Here is a 23569-nt window from a genome sequence, read left to right as displayed (position 1 = left end):
TGTGGGGCGGATCTAGTGCAGCGTGGTGCCACTGACGGCAGTTTCGACCGGGGCCGCGCCGGGGGCTACCGATGCGTGATGCATGACGATGCGCCAGCCCTGCGTGGTCTTGAGGTAGACATTGGTCGCCACCACGTGGACGTCCGGGGCGGCTTGCTGCGGGCCGTGGTCGATTTCTTCGATGACGCTGTGCACCGAGGTCATCATGTTCTGGGTGGCATGCAACTGGCGCGGACGGATACGCAGGCCGCCATTGCTGAGGATGTCTTCCCATACCGAGCGGATTTCGGCATGGCCCACCAGGCGCTGGGCGCCGGGGTGGATGCAGACGATTTCCTCGTCCTCGGCCCAACACTCCATCAGGCCATCGAGGTCGGCACGCGCCAGCGCATCGTAGAACGCGGCTTCGATGTCGTCGGGTGAACCATGGATCAGTTTTGCGTGCGGCATTGCAGTCTCCGGGTACAAGAGCCAGGGCCTGGGCCCTTTCGATCTCAGTGGTGGGAGACCACACTGCCTGGCTTGAGCTGGTACTGGGTGCCGCAATAGGGGCACTTGGCGGCGCCGTGGGCGTCCAGTTCGAGGAACACGCGGGGATGCGACGACCAGCTGGTCATGTTGGGATTGGGGCAGTGCGCCGGCAGGTCCTTGCCTTCGAGTTGGACGACTGCCTGGGATGCTTGAGCTTGGCTCATTTTTTTCTCCGTGGGTAATGCTGTTTGGGGACGAAACCAACGGGCTCCATTTTAGCGGATTCAAGCGAGTAAAAACTTTCATCTGTAGAATGTCTCGCGTGGCCGAGAATGTTAGTCAAACCGACGCCATCATCGATTTATAAAAATGAGTTCCAACAATGCATGAGGAGACACGCGGCGCTGCCGCGTCCGTCGGCGCGACGCTGGCGGAGGCGCGTCGTATCGAAAAACAGGCCTTCCAGGAAGGCTGGCGCGCCAGTGCATCGACGGTCCCGGCAGTGTTCGCCTGGGGCGTGGTGTCGGGCATGGCCATGGTCAAGTCCGGCATGACCATCTTCCAGTCGCTCGGCATGAGCCTGATGGTGTTTGCCGGTTCGGCCCAGTTTGCGGTACTGCCGCTGCTGATGGCGGGCGTGCCGCTGCTGGTGGTGTTCTTTACGGCCATGATCGTCAATCTGCGCTTCGTCATCTTCTCTGCCGCCATCGCCCCGCATTTCGAGCATCTGCCCTGGTATCGCCGGGTCTGGTATGGCTATTTCAATGGCGATATCGCCATGGGCTTCTTCCCCCGTCGTTTCGGTCCCGACACGCTGGGGCAGCCGGCGGGCAAGATCGGGTATTTTTCTGCCATCAGCTATCCCGGCTGGTTCGGCTGGCAACTGGGCGCGGTCATCGGCATCCTGCTGGCCAGCCAGATTCCCGAGAGCTGGAATATCGGGTTTGCCGGCACCCTGGCGCTGATCGCCATCATGATCCCGATGACCAACAATCTGGCTGCACTGGCCGGGGTGGTGGTGTCCGGCACGGTGGCGGTGCTGGCCATCGGCTTGCCTTATCGCCTGGGATTGTTGCTGGCCATGGTGCTGGGCATGGCCGCCGCGCTGGCCGCGGACAAGTTGCTTTTTGACAATGCTGACGAGAAGGAGTCGTCATGAGCGACTGGTACGTCTGGGGCGCAATCGTACTGATGACGATCTCGACCCTGATCACCCGCAGCGGGTTCTTCCTGTTCGGGCATGCAGTGAAGCTGCCGCCGCGGCTCAAGCATGCGCTCAGCTACGCGCCGGCGGCTGCCATGGCCGCCATCGTGATCCCCGACCTGGTGGTGGTGGCCGACACCGGCGCCGATATCAGTCTGGCCAATCCCAAGTTGCTGGCCGGCATCGGTGGCGCAATTTTCTTTGCTGCAACGCGGCATCTTCTGGGAACTATTGTGGCCGGAATGGCACTGTTTACATTGCTGAGGCTGGTACTCTGAAGGCATCGGCATTTCCTGCCGGAAATGCTCGCCCGAAAACAGGCATCATCGCCCCGCGCCCCAAGCCAGTCGTAGCACCGCCACCGCCCATCGGACCCCAGAAAACCGTCAGGAGTGCGGCCGGCTGGAGTAAAATACGGCTTTTTTCGCCCCTCTCAACGAATTCCCACCTTATGAAATTCAACCGACTGAGCGACCTGATTTCGACCAACCAACTGCAGGGCAAGCGCGTCTTTATCCGCGCCGATCTCAACGTGCCGCAGGATGATGCCGGCAATATCACCGAAGATACGCGTATTCGCGCTTCGGTGCCGGCAATCCGCGATGCCGCCCGTGCTGGCGCTGCAGTGATGGTGACGTCCCACCTGGGGCGTCCGGTAGAGGGCGAGTTCAAGCCGGAAGATTCGCTGGCGCCGGTGGCCAAGCGCCTGTCCGAACTGCTCGGGTTCGAGGTCAAGCTGGTGGCCGACTGGGTCGATGGCGTCGAGGTCGCGCCCGGCCAGGTGGTGCTGCTCGAGAATTGCCGCCTCAACAAGGGCGAAAAGAAGAACAGCGACGAACTGGCGCAAAAGATCGCCAAGCTGTGTGATGTCTATGTCAACGATGCCTTCGGTACCGCCCATCGCGCCGAAGCCACTACCCACGGCGTCGCCAAGTTTGCGCCCGTGGCCTGTGCCGGTCCGTTGCTGGCGGCCGAACTGGATGCACTGGGCAAAGCGCTGAACCAGCCCAAGCGCCCGCTGGTGGCGATCGTTGCCGGTTCCAAGGTGTCGACCAAGCTGACCATTCTCAAGACCCTGGCCGAAAAGGTCGACTATCTGATCGTCGGCGGCGGCATTGCCAACACCTTCCTGCTGGCCGCCGGTCACCAGATCGGCAAGTCGCTGGCCGAGCCGGATCTGGTGGGCGATGCGCGCGCCATCATCGAGCTGATGGCCAAGCGCGGCGCGTCGGTGCCGATCCCGGTCGACGTAGTGGTCGGCAGCGAGTTCTCGCCCACGGCCGTAGCGACCGTCAAGGCGGCCACCGAGGTGGCTGCAGGCGACATGATCTTCGACATCGGCCCCAAGACTGCCGCCCAGCTGGCCGAGCAACTGGCCGGCGCCGGCACCATCGTCTGGAACGGTCCGGTCGGCGTCTTCGAATTCGACCAGTTCGGCAAAGGCACCGAAGCCCTGGCGCAGGCCATCGCCCAGTCCGCCGGTTTCTCGATTGCAGGCGGCGGCGACACGCTGGCCGCGATTGCCAAGTACAACATCGCCGACAAGATCGGTTACATCTCGACTGGCGGCGGCGCTTTCCTGGAGTTCCTGGAAGGCAAGCCTCTGCCGGCCGTCGAGATCCTTCTGCAGCGCGCGCAGTAAGTACGCAATAGGTACGCAATAGGTACGCACTAAGTGTCCGCCTCAGCGGGCACGTCCAGACTCAGTATTACCTGCGGGGCCACGTCCCCGGATGGGAAGCCATGGTCCAGCCAATGCCCGGGAGACAGGGTAGGCGGACTTCAATAACTTGTCGCAAAGGTTTTCATGTCAAGAGCAACAAAAATCGTCGCAACCATCGGTCCCGCTTCGAGCGACCGTGACACCCTGACCCGCATGATCACCGCCGGCGTCGACGTCGTGCGCCTCAATTTTTCGCATGGCAAGCCGCAAGACCATATCGATCGCGCCACGCTGGTGCGCGAAGTGGCCGACGAATGCGGCAAGAAGGTTGCCATCATGGCCGACCTGCAAGGCCCCAAGATCCGCGTGGGCAAGTTCGAGCAGGGCAAGATCTTCCTGGCCAACGGCGACAAGTTCATCCTCGATTCGGACTGCCAGCTGGGTAATCAGGAGCGCGTCGGCCTCGACTACAAGGCCCTGCCGCGCGACCTCAAGGGCAACGACGTGCTGTTGCTCAATGACGGCCTGATCGTGCTCAAGGTCGAGCGCGTGATCGGCAACGAAATCCATACCGTGGTCAAGATCGGTGGCGAGCTGTCCAACAACAAGGGCATCAATCGCCAGGGCGGTGGCCTGTCGGCGCCGGCCCTGACCGCCAAGGACATGGACGACATCAAGACCGCGATGAGCTTCCAGGCCGACTACGTGGCGGTGTCCTTCCCCAAGAACGCGACCGACATGGAAATGGCGCGCCAGTTGTGCAATGTGGCCGGCGAGCCGTCGGCGCATAAGCCGATGATGATCGCCAAGATCGAGCGCGCCGAAGCGATCCCGCTGCTGCAGGAGATCCTCGACGCCTCCGACGGCATCATGGTCGCGCGTGGCGACCTGGCCGTGGAAGTGGGCAATGCGGCAGTGCCTGGCCTGCAGAAGCGCATGATCAAGATGGCGCGCGCCTCCAACAAGCTGACCATCACCGCGACCCAGATGATGGAGTCGATGATCGTCAATGCGGTGCCGACGCGGGCCGAAGTGTCGGACGTGGCCAACGCCGTGCTGGACGGCACCGATGCCGTGATGACCTCGGCCGAGACCGCCTCGGGCAAGTACCCGGTCGAGACCGTCGAGGCGATGGCCGCCATCTGCCTGGAAGCCGAACGCTCCGAGGATTACCAGCTCGACGCCGACTTCCTCAACCTGCGCTTCACCCGGGTTGACCAGTCGATCGCCTACGGCGCGCTGTTCACTGCGCATCATCTGCGAGTGAAAGCGATTGCCGCGCTCACCGAGTCCGGCTCGACCGCGCTGTGGATGAGCCGTCACAACATCGATATTCCTATTTTCGCGATTACCCCGAATGTCGCCACCCGCCGCAAGGCCGCGTTGTTCCGCAACGTGCGCACCTTCGAGCTGGCCCAGTGCGACGACACCGAAACCATGCTCAAGGCAGCGCAGGACCTGCTGCTGGCGCAAGGCGTGGTGCAGAAGGGCGATCACGTCGTCGTCACCTGGGGCGAGCCGATCGGCCAGGTCGGCGGCACCAATGCCTTGAAGATCCTCAAGGTAGGCGAGTACTGATTTTTAACGTTCTGGAGTTCAACATGCCTCTCGTATCCATGCGTCAATTGCTGGACCACGCTGCTGAAAACGGCTACGGTCTGCCAGCTTTCAACGTCAACAATCTGGAACAAGTCACCGCCATCATGCAGGCGGCCGACGAAGTTGGCGCGCCAGTCATCATGCAAGCCTCCGCAGGCGCCCGCAAGTACGCCGGCGAAGCTTTCCTGCGTCATCTGATCTCGGCGGCAGTCGAGGCCTATCCGCACATCCCGGTGGTGATGCACCAGGATCACGGCCAATCGCCGGCGGTCTGCATGGCCGCGATCAAATCCGGTTTCTCGTCGGTGATGATGGACGGCTCGCTGGAAGAAGACGGCAAGTCGGTCGCCAGCTACGAGTACAACGTCGAAGTCTCGCGCAAGGTGGTGGAGTTCTCGCACGCCATCGGCGTCACCGTCGAAGCCGAACTGGGCGTGCTGGGTTCGCTCGAGACCATGATGGGCGACAAGGAAGACGGCCACGGCGCTGACGGCAAGATGACCCGCGAGCAGTTGCTCACCGACGTCGACCAGGCAGCCGACTTCGTCAAGCGCACCCAGTGTGACGCGCTGGCCATTGCCATCGGCACCTCGCACGGCGCCTACAAGTTTTCGCGCAAGCCGACCGGCGACATCCTGGCCATCGATCGCATCAAGGAAATCCACGCCCGTATTCCCAACACCCACCTGGTGATGCACGGTTCGTCATCGGTGCCGCAGGAGCTGCTGGCCGAGATCCGCGAATTCGGCGGCAACATGAAGGAAACCTACGGCGTGCCGGTCGAGGAAATCCAGGAAGGCATCAAGCACGGCGTGCGCAAGATCAACATCGACACCGACATTCGCCTGGCGATGACCGGCGCCATCCGTCGCTACTTCATCGAGAACCCCGAGAAGTTCGACCCGCGCGACTACCTCAAGCCAGCGCGCGAAGCCGCCAAGCTGGTGTGCAAGGCGCGTTTCCTGTCGTTCGGCTGCGAAGGCCAGGCCGGCAAGATCAAGGCGCTGCCGCTGGAAAAGATTGCAGAGAAGTACAAGAAGGGTGAGCTGTCGCAGATCGTTCAGTAACCATCTGCAGTTCACGCATCAACCGACCGGAGTCGCCCATCATGGCGATTCCGGTTTTTGACTTTACGGAAATACCACCATGAGCAGCCTCTACAAATCCTCGATCACTTCACTGCCCCTGCTGGGCACTGGCAAGGTCCGCGAAAACTACGCCGTCGGCGACGACAAGTTGCTGATCGTGACCACCGACCGCCTGTCGGCCTTCGATGTCGTCATGAATGAGCCGATTCCGGGCAAGGGCCGGGTCTTGAACCAGATGAGCGATTTCTGGTTCGACAAGCTGGGCCACATCGTGCCGAACCACCTGACCGGCATCGATCCGGAGTCGGTGGTCACGCCCGCTGAAGTGGAACAGGTGCGTGGACGCGCCGTGGTGGCCAAGCGCTTGAAGCCGATCCTGGTCGAGGCCGTGGTGCGCGGCTACATCATCGGTTCGGGCTGGAAAGACTACCTGGCCACCGGCGCCATCTGCGGCATCAAGCTGCCGGCAGGCCTGCAGCAGGCTTCCAAGCTGGAGGCGCCGATCTTTACGCCAGCGGCCAAGGCCGACCTCGGCGAGCATGACGAGAACATCTCGTTCGACGAAACCGTCGAGCGCATCGGCGTCGAACTGGCCAACAAGATCCGCGACGTCGCGATCCAGTTGTACGTGGCCGCCGCCGATTACGCCGCCACGCGCGGCATCATCATCGCCGACACCAAGTTCGAATTCGGCCTGGACGACAATGGCGTGCTGCACCTGATGGATGAAGTGCTGACTGCCGATTCGTCGCGCTTCTGGCCCGCCGACAGCTATAAGGTCGGGATCTCGCCACCATCGTTCGACAAGCAATTCGTGCGCGATTACCTGGAAACAGTCGATGGCTGGCAAAAGACGCCGCCGGCGCCACCGCTGCCGGCCGACGTGATCGACAAGACCGGGGCCAAGTACCGCGAGGCACTGGAGCGCCTGACTGGCCAACAACTGAAGGACTGACATCATGAATACAGCTGTCAAGCCGCTGGTGGGCGTGGTCATGGGCTCGTCCTCCGATTGGGACGTGATGCAGCACGCGGTCAACATCCTCAAGGAATTCGGCATTCCCCATGAAGCCCAGGTGGTGTCGGCGCATCGCATGCCCGACCAGATGTTTGCCTATGCCGAGACGGCGCGCGCGCGTGGCCTGCGCGCCATCATCGCCGGCGCCGGTGGCGCTGCCCACCTGCCGGGCATGATCGCCGCCAAGACCATCGTGCCGGTGCTGGGCGTGCCAGTGCCGTCGAAGTACCTGCGCGGCGAGGATTCTCTGTTGTCGATCGTGCAGATGCCCAAGGGCATTCCGGTGGCCACCTATGCCATCGGTGAAGCCGGCGCCGCCAATGCCGCCTTGTCGGCCATCGCCATGATGGCCGTCACCGACGACGCCCTGGCGGCCAAGCTCGACGCTTTCCGCAAGACCCAGACGCAAGTCGCCCTCGATATGAAGTTGCCCGTATGACCTCGCAGTCCGCACAACCGTCCCAGGCGCCAGCCGTTCCATCGACCACCCCGGCCACCTGGCTGGGCGTGATGGGCGGCGGCCAGTTGGGGCGCATGTTCGCCCATGCCGCGCAAGCCATGGGTTTCAAGGTGGCGGTGCTGGAGTCGGACGACAATTGTCCTGCAGGCCAGGTCGCCGATCGGCTGTTGCCGGCGCCGTATGACGACGCCCAGGCGCTGGTGCAGTTGGGTAGCCTGTGCGCAGCGGTCACCACCGAGTTCGAAAACGTGTCCGCCAAGAGCCTGTCGCAACTGGCGGCCCTGACATTCGTGGCGCCGGCCGCCAGTGGCGTCTCGATTGCCCAGGACCGCACCGCCGAGAAAGCATTCTTTACCGAATGCGGCAGCCGCTCGGGCGTGTTGCCGGCGCCGCATCTGGTGATCCAGAGCGAAGCCGACATCGCCGGCGTCGCCGACGACCTGCTGCCCGGCATCCTCAAGACTGCCCGCATGGGTTACGACGGCAAGGGCCAGGCGCGCGTGCGCACCCGCGACGAATTGCGCGCTGCCTATGCCGGCATGAATGGCGTGACCTGCGTGCTGGAGAAGATGCTGCCGCTGGCTTACGAAGTCTCGGTGCTGGTCGCCCGTGGCAACGACGGCCAGGCCGTCGTCTACCCGCTCGCCGAGAACGTGCATCGCGACGGCATCCTCTTCACCACTACGGTGCCCGGCCCCAACATTGCCGACGATGTTGCCCAGCGTGCGCAGCAGGCGGCGTTGCAGATCATCGAAGGCCTGCACTATGTGGGCGTGCTGTGCATCGAGTTCTTCGTGCTGCAGGACGGCGCGCTGGTGGTCAACGAGATGGCGCCCCGTCCGCACAACAGCGGTCATTACACCATCGATGCCTGCGTCACCAGCCAGTTCGAACAGCAGGTGCGCGCCATGGCACGTCTGCCGCTGGGCGATACGCGCCAGCATTCGCCGGCGGTGATGCTCAATATCCTGGGTGACATCTGGTTCGACGGCGACACCGTGCGCGAACCGGCCTGGGACCAGATACTGGCGCTGCCCGGTGCGCACCTGCACCTGTATGGCAAGGCCGAGGCGCGACGTGACCGCAAGATGGGCCATGTGACCTTTACCGGCGCCACGCTGGAAGCGGCGCAGCAGCAGTTGCTGGCCGCCTGCGCCATTCTCGGAATTGCAGCCTGAAGCCGGCAGGAGTGTCATGAGCGAGCACCGTCAAGCCACACCCGTCATCGATCAGGCGGCCATCATGCATGCCGCGCGCAAGCTGGAGCAGGGCGGCCTGGTGGCGTTTCCCACCGAGACCGTCTACGGCCTGGGCGGGGACGCCGAGAATCCGGACGCGATCGCGGCGATCTACGCCGCCAAGGGGCGTCCGGCCAACCATCCGGTGATCGTGCATGTGGCGCCTGAGGCCGACATCGCCTATTGGGCTGCCACCGTGCCGGTCGAGGCGCGACGCTTGATCGCCTCGTTTTGGCCAGGCCCGCTGACGCTGATCCTCAAGCGCGCCGCGCATATTCCGGACGCCGTCGCAGGCGGTCAGGATTCGGTTGGCTTGCGCTGCCCGGCGCATCCGGTCGCGCAAGCCTTGCTGCGCGAGTTCCGTGGCGGCAAAGGCGGCGTGGCGGGGCCATCGGCCAACAAATTCGGACACGTCAGCCCGACCACCGCGGCGCATGTGCGCGAAGAATTCGGCGACGACGCCAGCAGTCCCCTGGCCTATGTGCTCGATGGCGGGCAGAGCGAAGTCGGCATCGAATCGACCATCGTCGATCTCAGCCGCATCGACACCCATGGTCCGGTACTGTTGCGACCCGGCCAGGTCAGCGCGGCCCAGATCGCCGCCGTGCTGGGCGTGCCGTTGTCCTTGCCGGATGCCAGCGCACCGCGTGCCTCGGGCACCCTCGATGCGCATTACGCGCCGCACACGCCGGTGGTGCAGGTTGCCACCACCGATCTGGCCGATGTATTGCAGCGTCTCGCAGCGCAAGGCAGGAAGGTGGCATTGATCCATCGCGGAGCGGCCACTGGTAATGCAATGGCGCTGCGCCCGATGGCCGAGGAAGCGAACGACTATGCGCATGACCTGTATGCCGCCCTGCGCGACATGGATCATGCCGGCGCCGACCTGATCGTGGTCGAGGCGCCACCCGGCACCGCGCAGTGGCAGGGCATCAACGACCGCCTGCGCCGTGCAGCCTTCGATTCGCAAGGCATCCTGGCGCGCCTGCTGCCTGCTTGATTCAGCTGCCGTTGCTGACCGCATAGTCAGTAACGGTTGCCAAAAGCAGACAAAATGTCGCATCTCTCGACACCGTCTATACAAATCGTTACAAAGCTGGCATATTAACGCCAAAGAATAGCACGCACGTTCGTTTTGATGATGCGTGCGAGGTACCCAAAACAAGTAAAAGCGGAGCAGTCATCCGCAGGGTTTGCCCACCGACGCCAGCCCGGTGGGAATAACAAAGTTGGGCAGATGCCCTCAACCATGGAGACAACAATGCAGAACCAATTTTCCTTCTTGCCGAAGATCGCCGCCCTGACCGTGATGGCCGCTTGCGCTGCCCCGGTGATGGCGCAGCAGGCCGGCAGCAACATCGTCAACCTGGGCTGGTTCCACCTGTCGCCGCAGGATTCCAGCGGTGGTCTGAACAAGCTCAATGGTCCGGGGGCAGGCAGCTATCCCAATCGCACCTCCGCCGTGAGCAATGCCGACACCGTTGGCCTGGCATTGACGCACTTCTTCACCGACAACTTTGCGCTGACCGCCGACCTGGGCATTCCTCCCGAGTTCAAGCTCAAGGGCACCGGCGATCTGGCTGCGGTAGGCGAGATCGGCAAGGCCAAGCAGTGGAGCCCTGCCATCGTGGCCAAGTACTACTTCGGCAGTGCCAACGACAAGTTCCGCCCCTTCCTGGGTGCCGGCGTGACCTATGTCTGGTATTCGGGCGTGTCGCTCACCCCTGCTTTCCAGAACAGCGCCTCGCTCAATAGCGGCGGCACTGCCACCGCATCGCTGAGTTCGTCGTTTGCACCGGTGATCAATGCCGGCGCCACCTACAATCTCAATGATCGCTGGTCGGTCAGCCTGTCGGTGTCGTACATCCCGCTCAAGACCGATGCCGATATCACCGCGCAGCCAGCCGGTGGGTTGGCGGCGCTGGGACCGCAACGCTACAAGAGCACCATCACGCTGGACCCGATCGTGTCGTTCCTGTCGGTCGGCTACAAGTTCTAAGCTGGATCGGTTGCAAAAGCAAAAGCGCCCCGCGGGGCGCTTTTTGCATGGGGCGGCTGCGGCGTCTTTTAAACGGCGTCGGTCTTGATGAAGCGTCCGTTGTGAAACACCAGCGCAGGTTGCGGCTGCACTTCGCAATGCTCGACTTCGCCCACGAAGATGATGTGATCGCCTTCGGGATACTGGCTGCGGTTGTGGCATTCGAACCAGGCCGAGACGCCTTCCAGTACCGGTTGTCCGGTGCGCGAGAGGGTGTAGTTGACGCCGGCGAAGCGGTCCTCGACCTTGCTGGCGAACTGTTGCGCCAGATGCGCCTGTTCAGCGCCCAGGATATTGATCACGTAATGTGAATTGCCGGTGAAGACCGGCAGGCTGTTGGCCCGCGTGCCGAGGCTCCACAGCACCAGTGGCGGATCCAGCGAAACCGAGTTGAAGGAGCTGGCGGTCAGGCCAAGCAAGCTGCCATCGGCCAGCCGGGTGGTAATCACGGTGACGCCGGTGGCGAACTGCGACAGCGCCTGGCGGAAATGGCCGGTATCGAATTGGCGCGTGTCGGCGCGGGGATAACGTGTGTGCATCAGGTAACGGAATGAGCTGCGGCAGAGGTGCCTGTCCCGCATGATACCGGATCGTGGCCTGCCTGGCCTGAAACGGCAGTGGTCGCGTCATTGCAATTTTCCGGTCGGCCCCGATTTACGTTACAGTTTCAACACAGGAATAACGGGAGTCGATCATGGCAAACCAAATCGCGGTATTGGGTGGAGGCTGCTTCTGGTGTCTGGAGGCGGTGTATCAGCAGGTCAAGGGCGTCACGGCAGTCGAATCGGGTTATACCGGCGGCAGCGTGCAAAATCCTAACTACGAACAGGTATGCGGCGGACAGACCGGGCATGCGGAAGTGGTGCGGCTGAGCTTCGACCCCGATCAGATCAGCTTTCGCGAGTTGCTGGAGATATTCTTCACGATCCACGATCCCACCACGCTCAATCGCCAGGGCAACGATGTCGGCACACAGTACCGGTCGGTGATCTACTATCAGGATGAAGAGCAGCACGAGATCGCCAGGAAGGTCATCGCCGAGATGGCGCTGGTGTGGGATGCGCCCATCGTGACCGAACTGAGTGCGCCGGAAACCTATTACAAGGCCGAGGACTACCATCAGGATTATTTCCGCCAGCACCCGTTCCAGGGATACTGCGCTTTCGTGGTGGCGCCCAAGCTGGCCAAGTTCAGGCAGGTGTTTGCGGCCAAGAGTCGCGACGACTAAGTATCAGTGATCTGATCCGCAGCGTGTAAAAAGGACAGCAGGCCCGGCGCCGCTGTCCTTTTTTCATTGGCCGAGGGCAAGCTCAATGGGCGTAGATATAGTTACGTGACCAGGGCAAGCCTTGCGCGCCACGACCGGCCTTGGTGCAGACGATCTGGTACAGCGAGATCCAGTCGCTGTCGAATGCATAGGCGCTGCCGGCCAGGTACACGCGCCAGATGCGGTAATGCTTTTCATCGGTGACACGGCGGATGGCCTCGGTGTTGGCTTCGAAGTTGTCGGCCCAGACGCTGCAGGTCCTGGCGTAGTGACGTCGCAGGTTCTCGACATCGAAGGCTTCCAGTCCACCTTCCTGCAGTGCGTGGAGCACGGTGCTGATGTGCGGCAGTTCGCCCGCCGGGAAGACGTACTTGTCGATGAATTCGCCAGCGCCGTAGGGCGACTCGCCGTTGTTGATGTCGGTGCTGGTGATGCCGTGGTTCATGGCCATGCCGCCCTCGGCCAGCAACTGGTTGATCTGCCTGAAATACATCGGCAGGTTCTTGATGCCCACGTGCTCGAACATGCCCACACTGGTGATACGGTCGAAGCTGCCGGTGACGTCGCGATAATCCTGCAGCCGGATGTCGATGCGGTCGGCCAGGCCGGCGCGCTCGACCCGCTCGCGGGCCAGCTCATACTGATTCTGCGACAGCGTCACGCCGACGCAGCGTGCACCGTATTTCTGGGCCGCACGCAACACCAGCGCGCCCCAGCCGCAACCGATGTCGAGCAGCGTCTGGCCGGGCTGGAGCCGGATCTTGTCGAGGATGTGGTCGATCTTCTTGATCTGCGCCGTGGCCAGGTCCTCGTCACCGTTTTCGAAGTAGGCGCACGAATACACCATGTTCTGGTCGAGAAACAGCTGGTAGAAGTCGTTGGAGACGTCGTAGTGATACTGGATCGCCTCGGCGTCCTTCTTCTTGGAGTGGGTCACGCTGCGCACCAGGCGACCGAACTTGCCTTCGGCCTTGAGCGTATTGGACGCCAGCGCGCTGGCCACGCTGATGATGTTCTTGACCGCGCCTTCGACCTCGATCTTGCCCTCGACATAGGCTTCGCCGAGATTGGCCAGGGAGGGGTTGAGCAGCGAGGTGATGGCCGAGGCCTGCGGCACTTTGAGGGTGACTTCGGGCGCGCCGTTGCCGAAGTCATATTGCTGGCCGTTCCATAAAACCAATCGCAAGGGCAGCGCAGATGCGGTGCGAATGTTGTCTACCCAGGCGTCAAGCTTCTTTTCCCAAAACACGATTTTCCTCCGCGTTGTGATGTGAATGCTTGCAGCGTTCGGCGCCACCATGTCGATGGCGCCGAACCTTCACAGCCCCGCGAATCGGGTTCGGTTCAGGGCTGCAGGCGTTGCCGTTGCCAGGCGCTGCTGTCGTCGCGAACGTAGAGTACGCGGTCATGCATGCGCGATGGGCGGCCTTGCCAGAATTCGATGCGTTCCGGGATGACGCGGTAGCCGCCCCAATGAGCGGGGCGTTGGGGATGGTCGCCGAATTGCTGCGTCGTCGCTTCGAATTGCCGTTCCAGCGCGGCGCGGTCTGCCACCGGTTGGCTCTGGTGGGAAGCAATTGCCCCCAGTTGGCTGGCCAGTGGACGACTCAGGAAATACGCATCGCTTTCTTCACGGGTCACGCGTTCGAGCTTGCCCTCGATACGCACCTGGCGTTCGAGTTCGACCCAGTGGAACAACAAGGCAACATACGGGTTGGCATCGACTTCCCTTCCCTTGCGGCTGTCGTAATTGGTAAACCAGGTAAAGCCATTCTGATCGAACTGCTTGATCAGGACGATGCGCGAAGACGGTCTTCCATCGGGCCCGACGGTGGCAACGCTCATCGCGTTGGGTTCGGGTATCTGTGCTTTGATCGCTTCATCGAACCAGGCTGCAAACTGCACAACCGGATCGGCGGCGACTTCGAGTTCGGACAAACTGGCGCGGCTGTAGTCTTTACGAAGGTCTGCTATCGACATGCTACTTGGTCCTCTTGGAACAGCGCTAGATTAGCGCGTTTTAAAAAGTTCTGCAGGGCAGCAAAACAGTGAATGCGAGCCATTGTGCGCCAAGCCGGGCGTGGATTCAATGATCCGGGACAAACGGCATGCACGCCGATGAGCTTGATGGGGTCGGTCGAATAGCGTTGCACAAATGAAAAAAGCCGGCGCCAAGGCACCGGCTTTCACGCACCCCGAGGGCGCGAGTCGATCAGTTGGTCTTGACGGCTTCGACCTGGATCGCCAGCTTGGTCACGGTCGAGAAACCGTACTTGGCGCCGTAGTCGATGCCGAAGTCGGCGCGATCAAAGCTGGCCGATGCGTCGCCACCGCAGACTTCGCGCTTGAGCATCGGGTGCTGGATGCACTTGAACTTGTTGAGCGTCAGGGTCACAGGCTTGGTCACGCCGTGCAGCGTCAGCGTGCCTTCGACGGCCACTGGCTGGTCACCCTCGAACTTGATCGAAGTGCCCTTGTAGACGGCGGTCGGGAACTTGGCCACGTCGAACATCTCGGCGCTCTTGGCGTGATCGTTCATCTTGGCATGGCCGAAATCGATCGACGAGGTATCGATGGTGATGTCGACCGTGCCGGTCTTGGCGGCGCGGTCCAGGGTCACGGTGCCGCTGGTCTTGGTGAACTTGCCGCGCCATACCGACACGCCCATGTGGTCAGCTTCGAAGCTGGGGTAGGTGTGGCTTGGGTCGATCGAGTAAGTATCTGCAGCGAAGGCCGAGCCGACGGTGCCGGCGGCGATCAGGGCGAGGAGGGCGTGATTCAGTTTCATTTATTCGTTCCTTAGTAAAAAAGTCCGCCTCAAGACGAAGCAGGGGGTGTATCAGAACACTGCGTGGTTGGCGATGTTATGGCGCGGCGACGATGTGGAACTTGATGCTGACTTCGTCAGCCACCATGCTGGTGTCCTTCCATTCGCCTTCGCCGATGTTATAGGTCAGGCGCTTGATCGGCAGGGCGCCGTCGAACACCTGGTTGCTGCCTTCTTTCTTGACCGTCAGGGGGAAGGAGACATCGGTGCTCTTGCCCTTGATGGTCAGCTTGCCGGCGACATCGAAGCGGGTGCCGGCAGCGGCGCCGGCGCTAGGCTTGATCGAACTGGCGACGAAGCTGGCCTTCGGGAACTGGGCACCGTTGAACCATTCCTTCTTCTGCACTTCCTTGTTGTATTCGGCGTCGCCCAGGTCGAAGCTGGTGACGTCGATGTCGACGCTGGCGCGACCTTCTGCCGGCTTGGCCGGATCGAAGTCGAGGGTGGCGGCGAACTTCTTGAACTTGGCTTCCACCGGCACGTTCAGTTGCTTGAAGGTGGCGCTGACGGCGCTCTTGGTCGTATCGACCTTGAGTGGCGCAGCGTGGGCGGCGGCAGCCAGCGTCAGGGCGACGGCGGCCAGGGTGGTGTTGAGCAGATGCTTTGTCATGGATGATCTCGTCTGGCAGAAGGTGCTGGTTGACCCAGCGGAAAGGGGCGGCAGTCTCACGGCAGGATGCGACGGAACAGGTTGTCGCGATCGATGAACTGATGCTTCAAGGCGGCCAGTACATGCAGGCAGAACGCGGCCAGCAACGTCATGTTGAGCACGTAGTGCAGATCCTTGAGCAAGGGCTTGAGTTCCGGATTGGGCGCCATGAAGACCGGCAGCGGCACGATGCCCAGGTAGACCACCGGCACGCCGGCGGACAGGCTGTAGACATAACCTGAAACCGGAATGGCGAACATCAGCGCATACAGCGCCACATGCATCCAGTGCGCTACCGCCTGTTGCCAGGTCGGCATGTGCGCCGGGTAGGCCGGGGCCTGGTGGGTGAGGCGCCACAGCAGTCGCAGGCAAGCCAGCGCCAGGACGGTGACGCCGACCCATTTGTGCCACGAGAAGTATTTGAGCTTGGTCGGCGTCAGGCCGGGAATATTGACCATGGTCAGGCCCAGCCCGAAGGCGGCGATGATGAGCACGGCGATCAACCAGTGCAGCAGCACGGCAGGTTTGGTATAGCGATCCATAGCGGGCGAAATTTAGTGTTGCGGTTGGAACGACGCGAGGCAGATTGGTTTCGCCAGATGACAGCGTCCAACCCGGTTTCGCGGCAATGAATGCAGAGCTGCACCTAGGTGCGTTGCATCATGCCACTCTTTTGCCAAATTGTGAGTATAAAGACCTTTGCCGCATTGCATTACCTATGCAAATCGAATTTCACTAGTCCGTTTTTGTTGACAATCGAATCGGTATTGCAGCGACGGCCGCGACCAGCCTGAATCGGGCGCACCAATGAAAATGGCGCACCTGTGGGTGCGCCATTGGGCAGTAAGACTGGCCGATTGCGAGCAGGCCGGCGCGGCTGGCCGGTGCTGCGTCGCAAGAGCGTGGATCAGATCGCCTTGGCCAGGGCCACTGCGCTGCCGATGTAATTGGCCGGCGTCATGGCCAGCAGATGGTCGCGCGCTTCCTGTGGAATCGCCAGGCCATTGATGAAATCGCGCAGGCCATCCTTTGAGATACCCTTGCCACGGGTCAATTCCTTGAGCTGTTCGTAGGGGTTCTCGATGCCGTAGCGGCGCATCACGGTCTGGATCGGCTCGGCCAATACTTCCCAGGTGGCGTCGAGGTCGTCGGCCAGGCGCTGCGGATTGACTTCGAGCTTGTTGAGGCCGCGCAGGCAGCTGTCATAGGCCAGCAGGGTATAACCGAAACCGACGCCGATATTGCGCAGCACGGTGGAGTCGGTCAGGTCGCGCTGCCAGCGCGACACCGGGAGCTTTTCGGACAGGTGCTTGAGCACCGCATTGGCCATGCCCAGGTTGCCTTCGGAGTTTTCGAAGTCGATCGGGTTGACCTTGTGCGGCATGGTCGACGAACCGATTTCGCCGGCCTTGGTGCGCTGCTTGAAATAGCCCAGCGAGATGTAGCCCCAGATATCGCGGTTCAGGTCCAGCAGCACGGTGTTGGCGCGCGCCACGGCATCGAACAGTTCAGCCATGTAGTCATGCGGCTCGATCTGGATGGTGTAGGGATTGAACACCAGGCCCAGGCGCTGCTCCACCACGTTTTTCGAGAATGCCGCCCAGTCCATCTCGGGGTAGGCCGACAGGTGCGCATTGTAGTTACCCACGGCGCCGTTCATCTTGCCCAGGATCTCGACGGCGGCAATGCGCTTGACGGCGCGCTGCAGGCGCGCCACGACGTTGGCGATTTCCTTGCCCAGGGTGGTGGGGCTGGCCGGCTGGCCATGGGTGCGCGACATCATCGGCAATGCGGCGTGTTCGTGCGCCAGCTCGGTCAGCTTGGCGATCAGGCCTTGCAGCGCGGGCAGCATGACGCTGTCGCGGGCGGCCTTGAGCATCATGCCGTGCGAGGTGTTATTGATGTCTTCGGAGGTGCAGGCGAAGTGGATGAATTCGGAGGCAGCCACCAGTTCGGGTACATCCTTGACCTTTTCCTTGAGCCAGTATTCGACCGCCTTGACGTCATGGTTGGTGACGGCTTCGATCTCTTTGATGCGGGCCGCGTCGGCTTCGGTGAAGTCGCTCGCCAGCTTGTTCAGCAATGCTCCGGCGGCGGCTGGAAACGGCTTGATCTCGGCCAGGCCGGCTTCGGACAATGCTTGCAGCCATGCAATCTCGACCTTGACGCGGTGGTGCATGAAACCGGCTTCGGACAGGATGGGGCGCAGTTTATCGGTCTTGGAAGCGTAGCGGCCGTCCAGTGGGGACAGGGCAGAGAGAGCGGAGAGGGACATGATCGGAACGGAAGAGATGCGTTGATTGAAGATCGGCGGGAATGTGACGTTAATCGACATTCATACCCGAATCGCCTGAGCCGCGATTTTACCATCGGCCGACCCGCAGTCCCAATTCTGCCGAGGCTAAGGCGCCACGGGGTGCGGCAGCCCTCGAATTGGGGCGCCAGTGCCGATGCTATAATCGCGACGGATCATTACTCTAATTATTATGCTCAAGCTCATTGGCTCTTACAGTAGTCCGTACGTACGTAAGGTACGCGTCGTGATGGCCGAGAAAAAAATCGATCATGAATTCCTGCTTGAGGATGTCTGGAGTGCCGCGACCACGATCCAGAAGAGCAATCCTCTGGGCAAGGTGCCGTGCCTGCTGATGGACGACGGCGGTGCGATGTTCGATTCGCGCGTGATCGCCGAATACCTCGATACCCTGACCCCGGTGTGCAAATTGCTGCCGCCGCACGGACGGGATCGCGCCGAGATCAAGTGCTGGGAGGCGCTGGCCGATGGCATGATGGATGCCGCCGTGCTGGTGCGGGTCGAAAAGACCCTGCGCCCCACCAAGCAACAGAGCCCGGAATGGATCAAGCGCCAGTGGGGCAAGGTCGAGGCCTCGCTCAAGGCGATGGCAGAGGGGCTGGGCGAAAAGCCGTTCTGTGTCGGCAACCATTACACCCTGGCCGACGTGGCCGTCGGCTGTGCGCTGGGCTGGCTGGCGTTTCGCTTTCCGGACCTGGCCTGGCGCACCGACTACCCGGCCCTGGGCAAGCTGTTCGACAAGCTTTCCGAGCGACCGTCATTCAAGGACACCGTGCCGCCCGTGTGATGACGGCGATGTCCTGATTGTCGCCAATAAAAAACGCGCTTCATGTGAAGCGCGTTTTTTTTACGTCTGCCGGAGCAAAGTCGATCTCAGCCTTCGCTGGGCGACATCTGGCTTTGCAGGTAATTCTGGATGCCGACCTTCGAGATCAGGTCGAGCTGGGTTTCGAGCCAGTCGATGTGCTCTTCGGTGTCGTCCAGGATCATCAGGAACAGGTCGCGCGAGACGTAATCGCCGTGTTGCTCCGAGGTGGCAATGCCTTCCTTGACGGTCTTGTGGGCGGCGCGCTCCAGCTTCAGGTCGCATTCCAGCATTTCGGCGGTGTTTTCACCGATCATCAGCTTGTGCAGCGCTTGCAGGTTAGGCAGGCCGTCGAGCATCAGGATGCGGTCGATCAGCTTGTCGGCGTGCTTCATTTCGCCGATCGATTCAGCGTATTCCTTGGCGGCAATCTTGTCGAAGCCCCAGTGCTTGTACATGCGGGCGTGCAAAAAATACTGATTGATCGCGGAAAGCTCGTTGGTCAATTGTGCATTGAGCAACTTGATGACTGCTGGATCGCCTTTCATAGGTACCTCGGAAAATGTTGTTGAATGCGGTCGCCGATGCCGGACATGTTGTTGATCTGTCCATTGTTTGCATGTGGCGGGAACGGGCGCATATTAACGCAGGCGTTTTGAATCTTCACTATTAATTAGCGCGAATCATTCTTGCCCGTGTTTGAGTACCCGTGGCGGCAGGCGCATTTGCGGGGCAATCGGCGGCCCCGAAAACAATAAAGCCTCCGACGCCAGGGGCGCGGGAGGCTTCATAGCGTCACCGGAGATGTTCTGCCGGCGGCGAGGGTCATGCTTATTTCTTTTCGGGATCGGTCACGAAACCGATCTTGCCGAGACCGCCCGATTGGGCCGCTGCCATCACTTGCGCCACCTTTTCATACTGGGTGGTGCGTTCGGCGCGCAGGTGCAGTTCGGGTTGCGGCTGCTTTTGCGCCGCGGCGGCAATGCGCAGGCTCAACTGGTTGCTGTCGATCTTCTCTTCGTTCCAGAACACGTCGCCACCGGCGTCGATGGAAAGATTGATGCTTTCCGGCTTGACGTCGTCAGGCTGGCTGCTGGCCTTGGGCAAGTCGATCTTCACCGCATGGTTCATCACGGGAATGGTGATGATGAAGATGATCAGCAGCACCAGCATCACGTCGACCAGCGGCGTGGTGTTGATCTCGGGGTTGAAGTCGTCGTCCGAATCGGACAGTGAACCCATTGCCATTACGCTCTCCCGACTGCTGCCAGCTTGGCCTTAGTGCCGTTTTTTTCCGATTCTTCCGAGGCCGAACGCGAACCGGTCACGAACAGGGCGTGCAGGTCGAAGCCGAACTTGTTCAACTTGGCGATGGTGGTCTTGTTGCCGCGGACCAGGGCGTTGTAGCCGAAGGTCGCTGGAATCGCCACGGCCAGGCCGAGCGCAGTCATGATCAGGGCTTCGCCGACCGGGCCGGCGACCTTGTCGATACTGGCCTGGCCGGTGGTGCCGATCGACACCAGGGCGTGGTAGATGCCCCAGACGGTGCCGAACAGGCCGACGAACGGCGCGGTGGAACCGACCGATGCCAGCACCGCCATGCCGGCTTGCAGCTTGCCCGATGCTTCGTCGATGGCCTGGCGCAGCGACAGCGTGACCCAGTCGCTCACCGACAACTGATCGTGCAGGTGACCCTTGTGGGCAGTGTGATGGCTCATGGCAGTCACGCCAGCCTTGGCGACTTCGGCGAACGGGTTGTCGGAGCCCAGCGTAGCCACGCCTTCAGGCAGGCTGGTGGTATCCCAGAACTGGTGGCCGGCGGCTTCCGACGACTTGCGGAAACGCAGCAACTGGAACGCCTTGGTAATGATCACGTACCACGACGCAATCGACATGGCCAACAACAGGACGGCGACGCCCTTGGTGACGAAATCCCCTTGAGCCCAAAGGCTTTCCAATCCGTACGGACTAACTTCCATGATGACTTCCTTAGCTACTGTGATGGTTAAGAATTAATTTAACTTGAAGGCAATGCTGCCCGTGGTGGCCACGACGATGGCTTTGCCATCTTCGATGTAGGGCTTGTAGACCGCGCGCATCACGGCGCGACGGGCTTCTTCATCCAGCCGCGGGAAACCCGACGACTTGGTGATCTCGACCTTTTCGGCGCGGCCACTGGTGTTGACCGTCACCTTGAAGTTGACCACGCCTTCTTCGCCCATGCGGCGCGACACGGCCGGGTAGGTCGAACGCGGTGGCTCGATATATTCGATGCCCGACGTGATCTGCTTTGGCAGCACCGGACCCGGTGGCGAAGCCGGCGCCGGGGTTGGCGCAGCAGCGACCTGCGGTGCCGGCTCGGCCGGCGCTGGCGGCTGCGGCGGCGCCGTAATGGCCGTTGGCGCCGGCGCTTCGGTCACCGGAATGGGTTTGGGCGGCTGCACGACCTTCTTGACGGTCTTCACGACCTTCGGCGGCGTCGGCTCGGCCTTCGGCGGCGCCGGTTCAGGTGCCTTTTCGGGCACGATGAAGGTAGCGATCACTTCTTTCGGAATGGCACTGGCGACCTGGTGGATCAGGCCGCTCTGCAGTGCATAGAAGAAGGCGGCGTGTAGCAGGATGATCAGGCCCAGCGGGCCGATTTTTCTTACCTGGCGCATGAGCGCACTGGGGGAACCGTTACTCATAACAGGCGATGAAATTGCGTTCATGAATTCTAATTACGCTGATGCCATTGATCCGTGGAAGATCACTGGACGCGCGTTTTGATGTGTTTGATTAGCGTTGCTGAGGCATTCACGCAGGACGTTCTTGGCGCAAGTATGGCATTTGCCGCAGCAAGTACCAACGCCGAGCTGCTTGCGCAACTCGGCCATGGATGTCATGCCTGCATCAACCGCCTGATGGATCTTGCCTTCGGAGATGTTATTACAAACACATACGATCATTGTACGCCTTGCCGCCTGTTTTATCAGGCACTATGCCGATCTCGCCCCAGATACGATACGCGAGAAGAAGTTGAATTTCTCAGGCTGAGGCATCGTCCGTTCGACCACTGTTGCCCACTGTTCCGACAGCTGCTGGCAAGTTGCCCGCAATACCGGCGCCAGGTTGGGCAGGTCCGCCAGCGCTTTCAGGTGCCTTTCGATCACTGACGCCAGTTTGACGCAGCTTTGGGCTTCCTGATTGTTGTTGGCGGTGTAGTGCGACATCAGATGCAGTACGGCAGAAACCAGAAGTTCAGGTTGGGCCGGCGCGCTGTTGGGTTCTACGAAGGCGGATTGCATTTTGTCGGTAACCATCAAAGTCTCCTCACTTGGCTAGCTTTGCTGGCTAACGTCAAAACCGCTTCAACGCTGGCTGGCCGGTTTGTCTACCGTACACGCCGATTCAAATCGCCTCAGGCGGTCAGAATCAGCTTGTTCAGCTGGGTCAAACGCAATTTATAAATGCGTCCGCCATGGTCAATCTCAAGCTCGCGCATTTGACGGAACAGGTCCGTGCTCTTGATACGGGTAATCGGAGTACCGTTGGCGGTCGTTCCGGGCTTGTTGCGACGGTCCACACCGTGATCATTCAGTTGGCTCATGACACCTCCTATTAAATGCGAACAATTCTTATTTAGATTATTTGTCATTTGAGCCGAGAATGCAAGGTTTTTATCAATGAGATTGATTATTTTTATCGTCTGGCAGTTGTTACCGCGCCAACCCGGTGGGGAATTGATTGCCAAAATGAAAACGCCCCGCAGCCAGATGGCTTGCGGGGCGTCATTTATTTCCTTGTGGAAATTTAATTGCCGGCGGCGCTGCCTTCGATGATGCCGCCGCCCAGGCAGATGTCGCCGTCGTACAGCACGGCCGACTGGCCGGGGGTGACCGCCCATTGCGGCGTGCCGAATGCAAGCGAAAAGCTGCCTTCGCCTCCCGTCAGTTCGCACGCCACGTCGGTTTGACGATAACGGGTCTTGGCCGACAGTGCGCCTGGGGCGGGCGCATGACCCGCCACCCAACTGAGCTGGCCTGCATGCAGCGAAGGCGACAGCAGCCAGGGGTGGTCATGGCCCTGCACGATATAGAGCGTATTGGCCGCCACATCCTTGCGGGCGACATACCAGGCGTCGCTGGTGCCCTGCGCGTTCTGGTGGGCCTTGATGCCGCCGATGCCGATACCCTTGCGCTGGCCCAGCGTGTAGAACGACAGCCCCACATGCTCGCCTACGGTGTCGCCATCGGCAGTCTTGATCGGACCCGGCTGGTAGGACAGGTAACGATTCAGGAATTCACGGAAAGGGCGCTCGCCGATGAAGCAGATCCCGGTCGAGTCCTTTTTCTTGGCATTGGGCAACTTCAGTTCTTCGGCGATGCGCCGCACTTCGGTCTTGTGGATCTCGCCCAACGGAAACACGGTGCGCGAGAGCTGCTCCTGGTTCAGGCGGTGCAGGAAGTAGCTCTGGTCCTTGCTGGCGTCGAGCGCCTTGAGCAACTCGAAGCTGCCGGCGGCGTTCTGGCGCACCCGGGCATAGTGCCCGGTGGCAATATAGTCGGCGCCCAGCTTCATGGCGTGATCGAGAAAGGCCTTGAACTTGATCTCGGCGTTGCACAGCACATCAGGGTTGGGGGTGCGTCCGGCCTGGTATTCGCGCAGGAATTCGGCAAATACCCGGTCCTTGTACTCGGAGGCAAAATTGACTGCCTCGATGTCCACGCCGACCACGTCGGCCACGCTGACGGCGTCGATCCAGTCTTCGCGGGTCGAGCAATATTCTGAATCGTCGTCGTCCTCCCAGTTCTTCATGAACAGTCCGATGACTTCATATCCCTGCTGCTTCAGCAGCCATGCCGATACCGACGAATCGACGCCGCCCGACATGCCGATGACTACTCTTTTCTTGCTCATATCAAATTGCCTGTAGGTGATTGCCGCAT

General features: G+C 61.2%; 29 protein-coding genes. 12 read left to right on the top strand and 17 right to left on the bottom strand.

The genetic code is table 11. The features are described from left to right. Positions 1 to 12 precede the first annotated feature (12 nt). Together LBW87_RS14145 and LBW87_RS14140 are read right to left on the bottom strand one after the other, a co-directional pair. Positions 13 to 450, bottom strand: coding sequence for a YybH family protein (locus tag LBW87_RS14145; RefSeq protein WP_225202128.1), 438 nt, complete (start codon positions 448 to 450; stop codon positions 13 to 15). A gap of 44 nt (positions 451 to 494) precedes the next feature. After that, positions 495 to 695: a zinc-finger domain-containing protein gene (locus LBW87_RS14140; RefSeq protein WP_225202127.1), complete on the bottom strand. Its 201-nt coding sequence runs from the start codon at positions 693 to 695 to the stop codon at positions 495 to 497. Between the two features lie 158 nt (positions 696 to 853). Between LBW87_RS14140 and LBW87_RS14135 the strand changes: the two genes are divergently transcribed. From LBW87_RS14135 to LBW87_RS14090, 10 genes are all read left to right on the top strand, one after another. Continuing rightward, on the top strand, positions 854 to 1630 hold the full coding sequence (locus LBW87_RS14135) for an AzlC family ABC transporter permease (protein WP_225202126.1): 777 nt from the start codon (positions 854 to 856) through the stop codon (positions 1628 to 1630). Continuing rightward, positions 1627 to 1953 (top strand): AzlD domain-containing protein, encoded by a 327-nt coding sequence (locus tag LBW87_RS14130; protein WP_225202125.1) that lies wholly within the window; start codon positions 1627 to 1629, stop codon positions 1951 to 1953. Before LBW87_RS14135 ends, LBW87_RS14130 begins: the two co-directional genes overlap by 4 nt. Positions 1954 to 2126: 173 nt before the next feature. Further along, a complete protein-coding gene (locus tag LBW87_RS14125; RefSeq protein ID WP_225202124.1) occupies positions 2127 to 3317 on the top strand; it encodes a phosphoglycerate kinase in 1191 nt (396 codons plus the stop codon). Positions 3318 to 3482: 165 nt separating this feature from the next. Then, positions 3483 to 4916, top strand: a complete 1434-nt coding sequence (gene pyk / locus LBW87_RS14120) for a pyruvate kinase (RefSeq protein ID WP_225202123.1) — start codon at positions 3483 to 3485, stop codon at positions 4914 to 4916. A 23-nt stretch (positions 4917 to 4939) separates the two neighbouring features. Next, positions 4940 to 6004 carry a class II fructose-bisphosphate aldolase gene (fba, locus tag LBW87_RS14115; RefSeq protein WP_225202122.1) on the top strand — a complete coding sequence of 355 codons (1065 nt, stop codon included), beginning with the start codon at positions 4940 to 4942 and terminating at the stop codon, positions 6002 to 6004. A gap of 79 nt (positions 6005 to 6083) precedes the next feature. Further along, positions 6084 to 6980: a phosphoribosylaminoimidazolesuccinocarboxamide synthase gene (locus tag LBW87_RS14110; RefSeq protein ID WP_225202121.1), complete on the top strand. Its 897-nt coding sequence runs from the start codon at positions 6084 to 6086 to the stop codon at positions 6978 to 6980. Between the two features lie 4 nt (positions 6981 to 6984). Further along, a complete protein-coding gene (gene purE / locus LBW87_RS14105) occupies positions 6985 to 7482 on the top strand; it encodes a 5-(carboxyamino)imidazole ribonucleotide mutase (RefSeq protein WP_225202120.1) in 498 nt (165 codons plus the stop codon). Next, the gene (locus tag LBW87_RS14100) at positions 7479 to 8681 is read left to right on the top strand and encodes a 5-(carboxyamino)imidazole ribonucleotide synthase (RefSeq protein WP_225202119.1); all 1203 of its coding nucleotides are present in this window, start codon (positions 7479 to 7481) and stop codon (positions 8679 to 8681) included. The genes purE and LBW87_RS14100 overlap by 4 nt, the downstream gene beginning before the upstream one ends. A gap of 16 nt (positions 8682 to 8697) precedes the next feature. Continuing rightward, positions 8698 to 9741: an L-threonylcarbamoyladenylate synthase gene (locus LBW87_RS14095; RefSeq protein WP_225202118.1), complete on the top strand. Its 1044-nt coding sequence runs from the start codon at positions 8698 to 8700 to the stop codon at positions 9739 to 9741. 261 nt (positions 9742 to 10002) lie between these two features. Next, positions 10003 to 10740, top strand: a complete 738-nt coding sequence (locus LBW87_RS14090; protein WP_225202117.1) for an OmpW/AlkL family protein — start codon at positions 10003 to 10005, stop codon at positions 10738 to 10740. Between the two features lie 68 nt (positions 10741 to 10808). Here the strand turns inward: LBW87_RS14090 and LBW87_RS14085 are convergent, their stop codons facing one another. Beyond that, on the bottom strand, positions 10809 to 11318 hold the full coding sequence (locus tag LBW87_RS14085; protein ID WP_225202274.1) for a flavin reductase family protein: 510 nt from the start codon (positions 11316 to 11318) through the stop codon (positions 10809 to 10811). A 155-nt stretch (positions 11319 to 11473) separates the two neighbouring features. Between LBW87_RS14085 and msrA the strand changes: the two genes are divergently transcribed. Beyond that, a complete protein-coding gene (gene msrA, locus LBW87_RS14080) occupies positions 11474 to 12007 on the top strand; it encodes a peptide-methionine (S)-S-oxide reductase MsrA (protein WP_225202116.1) in 534 nt (177 codons plus the stop codon). 82 nt (positions 12008 to 12089) lie between these two features. On the opposite strand, the gene LBW87_RS14075 is transcribed toward msrA, so the two are convergent. From LBW87_RS14075 to purB, 6 genes are all read right to left on the bottom strand, one after another. After that, a complete protein-coding gene (locus tag LBW87_RS14075; RefSeq protein WP_225202115.1) occupies positions 12090 to 13295 on the bottom strand; it encodes a class I SAM-dependent methyltransferase in 1206 nt (401 codons plus the stop codon). A 95-nt stretch (positions 13296 to 13390) separates the two neighbouring features. Then, a complete protein-coding gene (gene pdxH, locus LBW87_RS14070; RefSeq protein WP_225202114.1) occupies positions 13391 to 14026 on the bottom strand; it encodes a pyridoxamine 5'-phosphate oxidase in 636 nt (211 codons plus the stop codon). Between the two features lie 232 nt (positions 14027 to 14258). Further along, a complete protein-coding gene (locus LBW87_RS14065) occupies positions 14259 to 14834 on the bottom strand; it encodes a YceI family protein (protein WP_225202113.1) in 576 nt (191 codons plus the stop codon). Positions 14835 to 14910: 76 nt separating this feature from the next. Beyond that, the gene (locus LBW87_RS14060; protein ID WP_225202112.1) at positions 14911 to 15483 is read right to left on the bottom strand and encodes a YceI family protein; all 573 of its coding nucleotides are present in this window, start codon (positions 15481 to 15483) and stop codon (positions 14911 to 14913) included. A gap of 56 nt (positions 15484 to 15539) precedes the next feature. Further along, positions 15540 to 16064: a cytochrome b gene (locus tag LBW87_RS14055; protein WP_225202111.1), complete on the bottom strand. Its 525-nt coding sequence runs from the start codon at positions 16062 to 16064 to the stop codon at positions 15540 to 15542. A 365-nt stretch (positions 16065 to 16429) separates the two neighbouring features. Beyond that, the gene (gene purB, locus LBW87_RS14050) at positions 16430 to 17797 is read right to left on the bottom strand and encodes an adenylosuccinate lyase (protein WP_225202110.1); all 1368 of its coding nucleotides are present in this window, start codon (positions 17795 to 17797) and stop codon (positions 16430 to 16432) included. Between the two features lie 211 nt (positions 17798 to 18008). Between purB and LBW87_RS14045 the strand changes: the two genes are divergently transcribed. Continuing rightward, positions 18009 to 18623: a glutathione S-transferase N-terminal domain-containing protein gene (locus LBW87_RS14045; RefSeq protein ID WP_225202109.1), complete on the top strand. Its 615-nt coding sequence runs from the start codon at positions 18009 to 18011 to the stop codon at positions 18621 to 18623. 86 nt (positions 18624 to 18709) lie between these two features. Here the strand turns inward: LBW87_RS14045 and bfr are convergent, their stop codons facing one another. From bfr to mnmA, 8 genes are all read right to left on the bottom strand, one after another. After that, positions 18710 to 19189, bottom strand: a complete 480-nt coding sequence (gene bfr / locus LBW87_RS14040; RefSeq protein WP_008118571.1) for a bacterioferritin — start codon at positions 19187 to 19189, stop codon at positions 18710 to 18712. Between the two features lie 283 nt (positions 19190 to 19472). Then, the gene (locus tag LBW87_RS14035) at positions 19473 to 19889 is read right to left on the bottom strand and encodes an ExbD/TolR family protein (RefSeq protein ID WP_225202108.1); all 417 of its coding nucleotides are present in this window, start codon (positions 19887 to 19889) and stop codon (positions 19473 to 19475) included. Further along, the gene (locus LBW87_RS14030) at positions 19889 to 20620 is read right to left on the bottom strand and encodes a MotA/TolQ/ExbB proton channel family protein (RefSeq protein WP_225202107.1); all 732 of its coding nucleotides are present in this window, start codon (positions 20618 to 20620) and stop codon (positions 19889 to 19891) included. The genes LBW87_RS14035 and LBW87_RS14030 overlap by 1 nt, the downstream gene beginning before the upstream one ends. A gap of 33 nt (positions 20621 to 20653) precedes the next feature. Next, positions 20654 to 21352: an energy transducer TonB gene (locus LBW87_RS14025; protein WP_225202106.1), complete on the bottom strand. Its 699-nt coding sequence runs from the start codon at positions 21350 to 21352 to the stop codon at positions 20654 to 20656. Between the two features lie 9 nt (positions 21353 to 21361). Then, complete coding sequence (locus LBW87_RS14020; RefSeq protein WP_225202105.1) at positions 21362 to 21589, bottom strand: bacterioferritin-associated ferredoxin; 228 nt, start codon at positions 21587 to 21589, stop codon at positions 21362 to 21364. Positions 21590 to 21619: 30 nt separating this feature from the next. After that, positions 21620 to 21943: a hypothetical protein gene (locus tag LBW87_RS14015; protein WP_225202104.1), complete on the bottom strand. Its 324-nt coding sequence runs from the start codon at positions 21941 to 21943 to the stop codon at positions 21620 to 21622. Positions 21944 to 22041: 98 nt separating this feature from the next. Next, positions 22042 to 22230: a hemin uptake protein HemP gene (gene hemP / locus LBW87_RS14010; protein ID WP_008118581.1), complete on the bottom strand. Its 189-nt coding sequence runs from the start codon at positions 22228 to 22230 to the stop codon at positions 22042 to 22044. A 203-nt stretch (positions 22231 to 22433) separates the two neighbouring features. Continuing rightward, positions 22434 to 23540, bottom strand: coding sequence for a tRNA 2-thiouridine(34) synthase MnmA (gene mnmA, locus LBW87_RS14005; RefSeq protein WP_225202103.1), 1107 nt, complete (start codon positions 23538 to 23540; stop codon positions 22434 to 22436). Positions 23541 to 23569: the final 29 nt, after the last annotated feature.

The organism is Herbaspirillum sp. alder98 (assembly GCF_020179755.1).
Lineage (GTDB): Bacteria > Pseudomonadota > Gammaproteobacteria > Burkholderiales > Burkholderiaceae_D > Herbaspirillum.
Note: the sequence above shows the minus strand (reverse complement) of the source record. Positions and strands in the feature narration are given on the sequence as shown.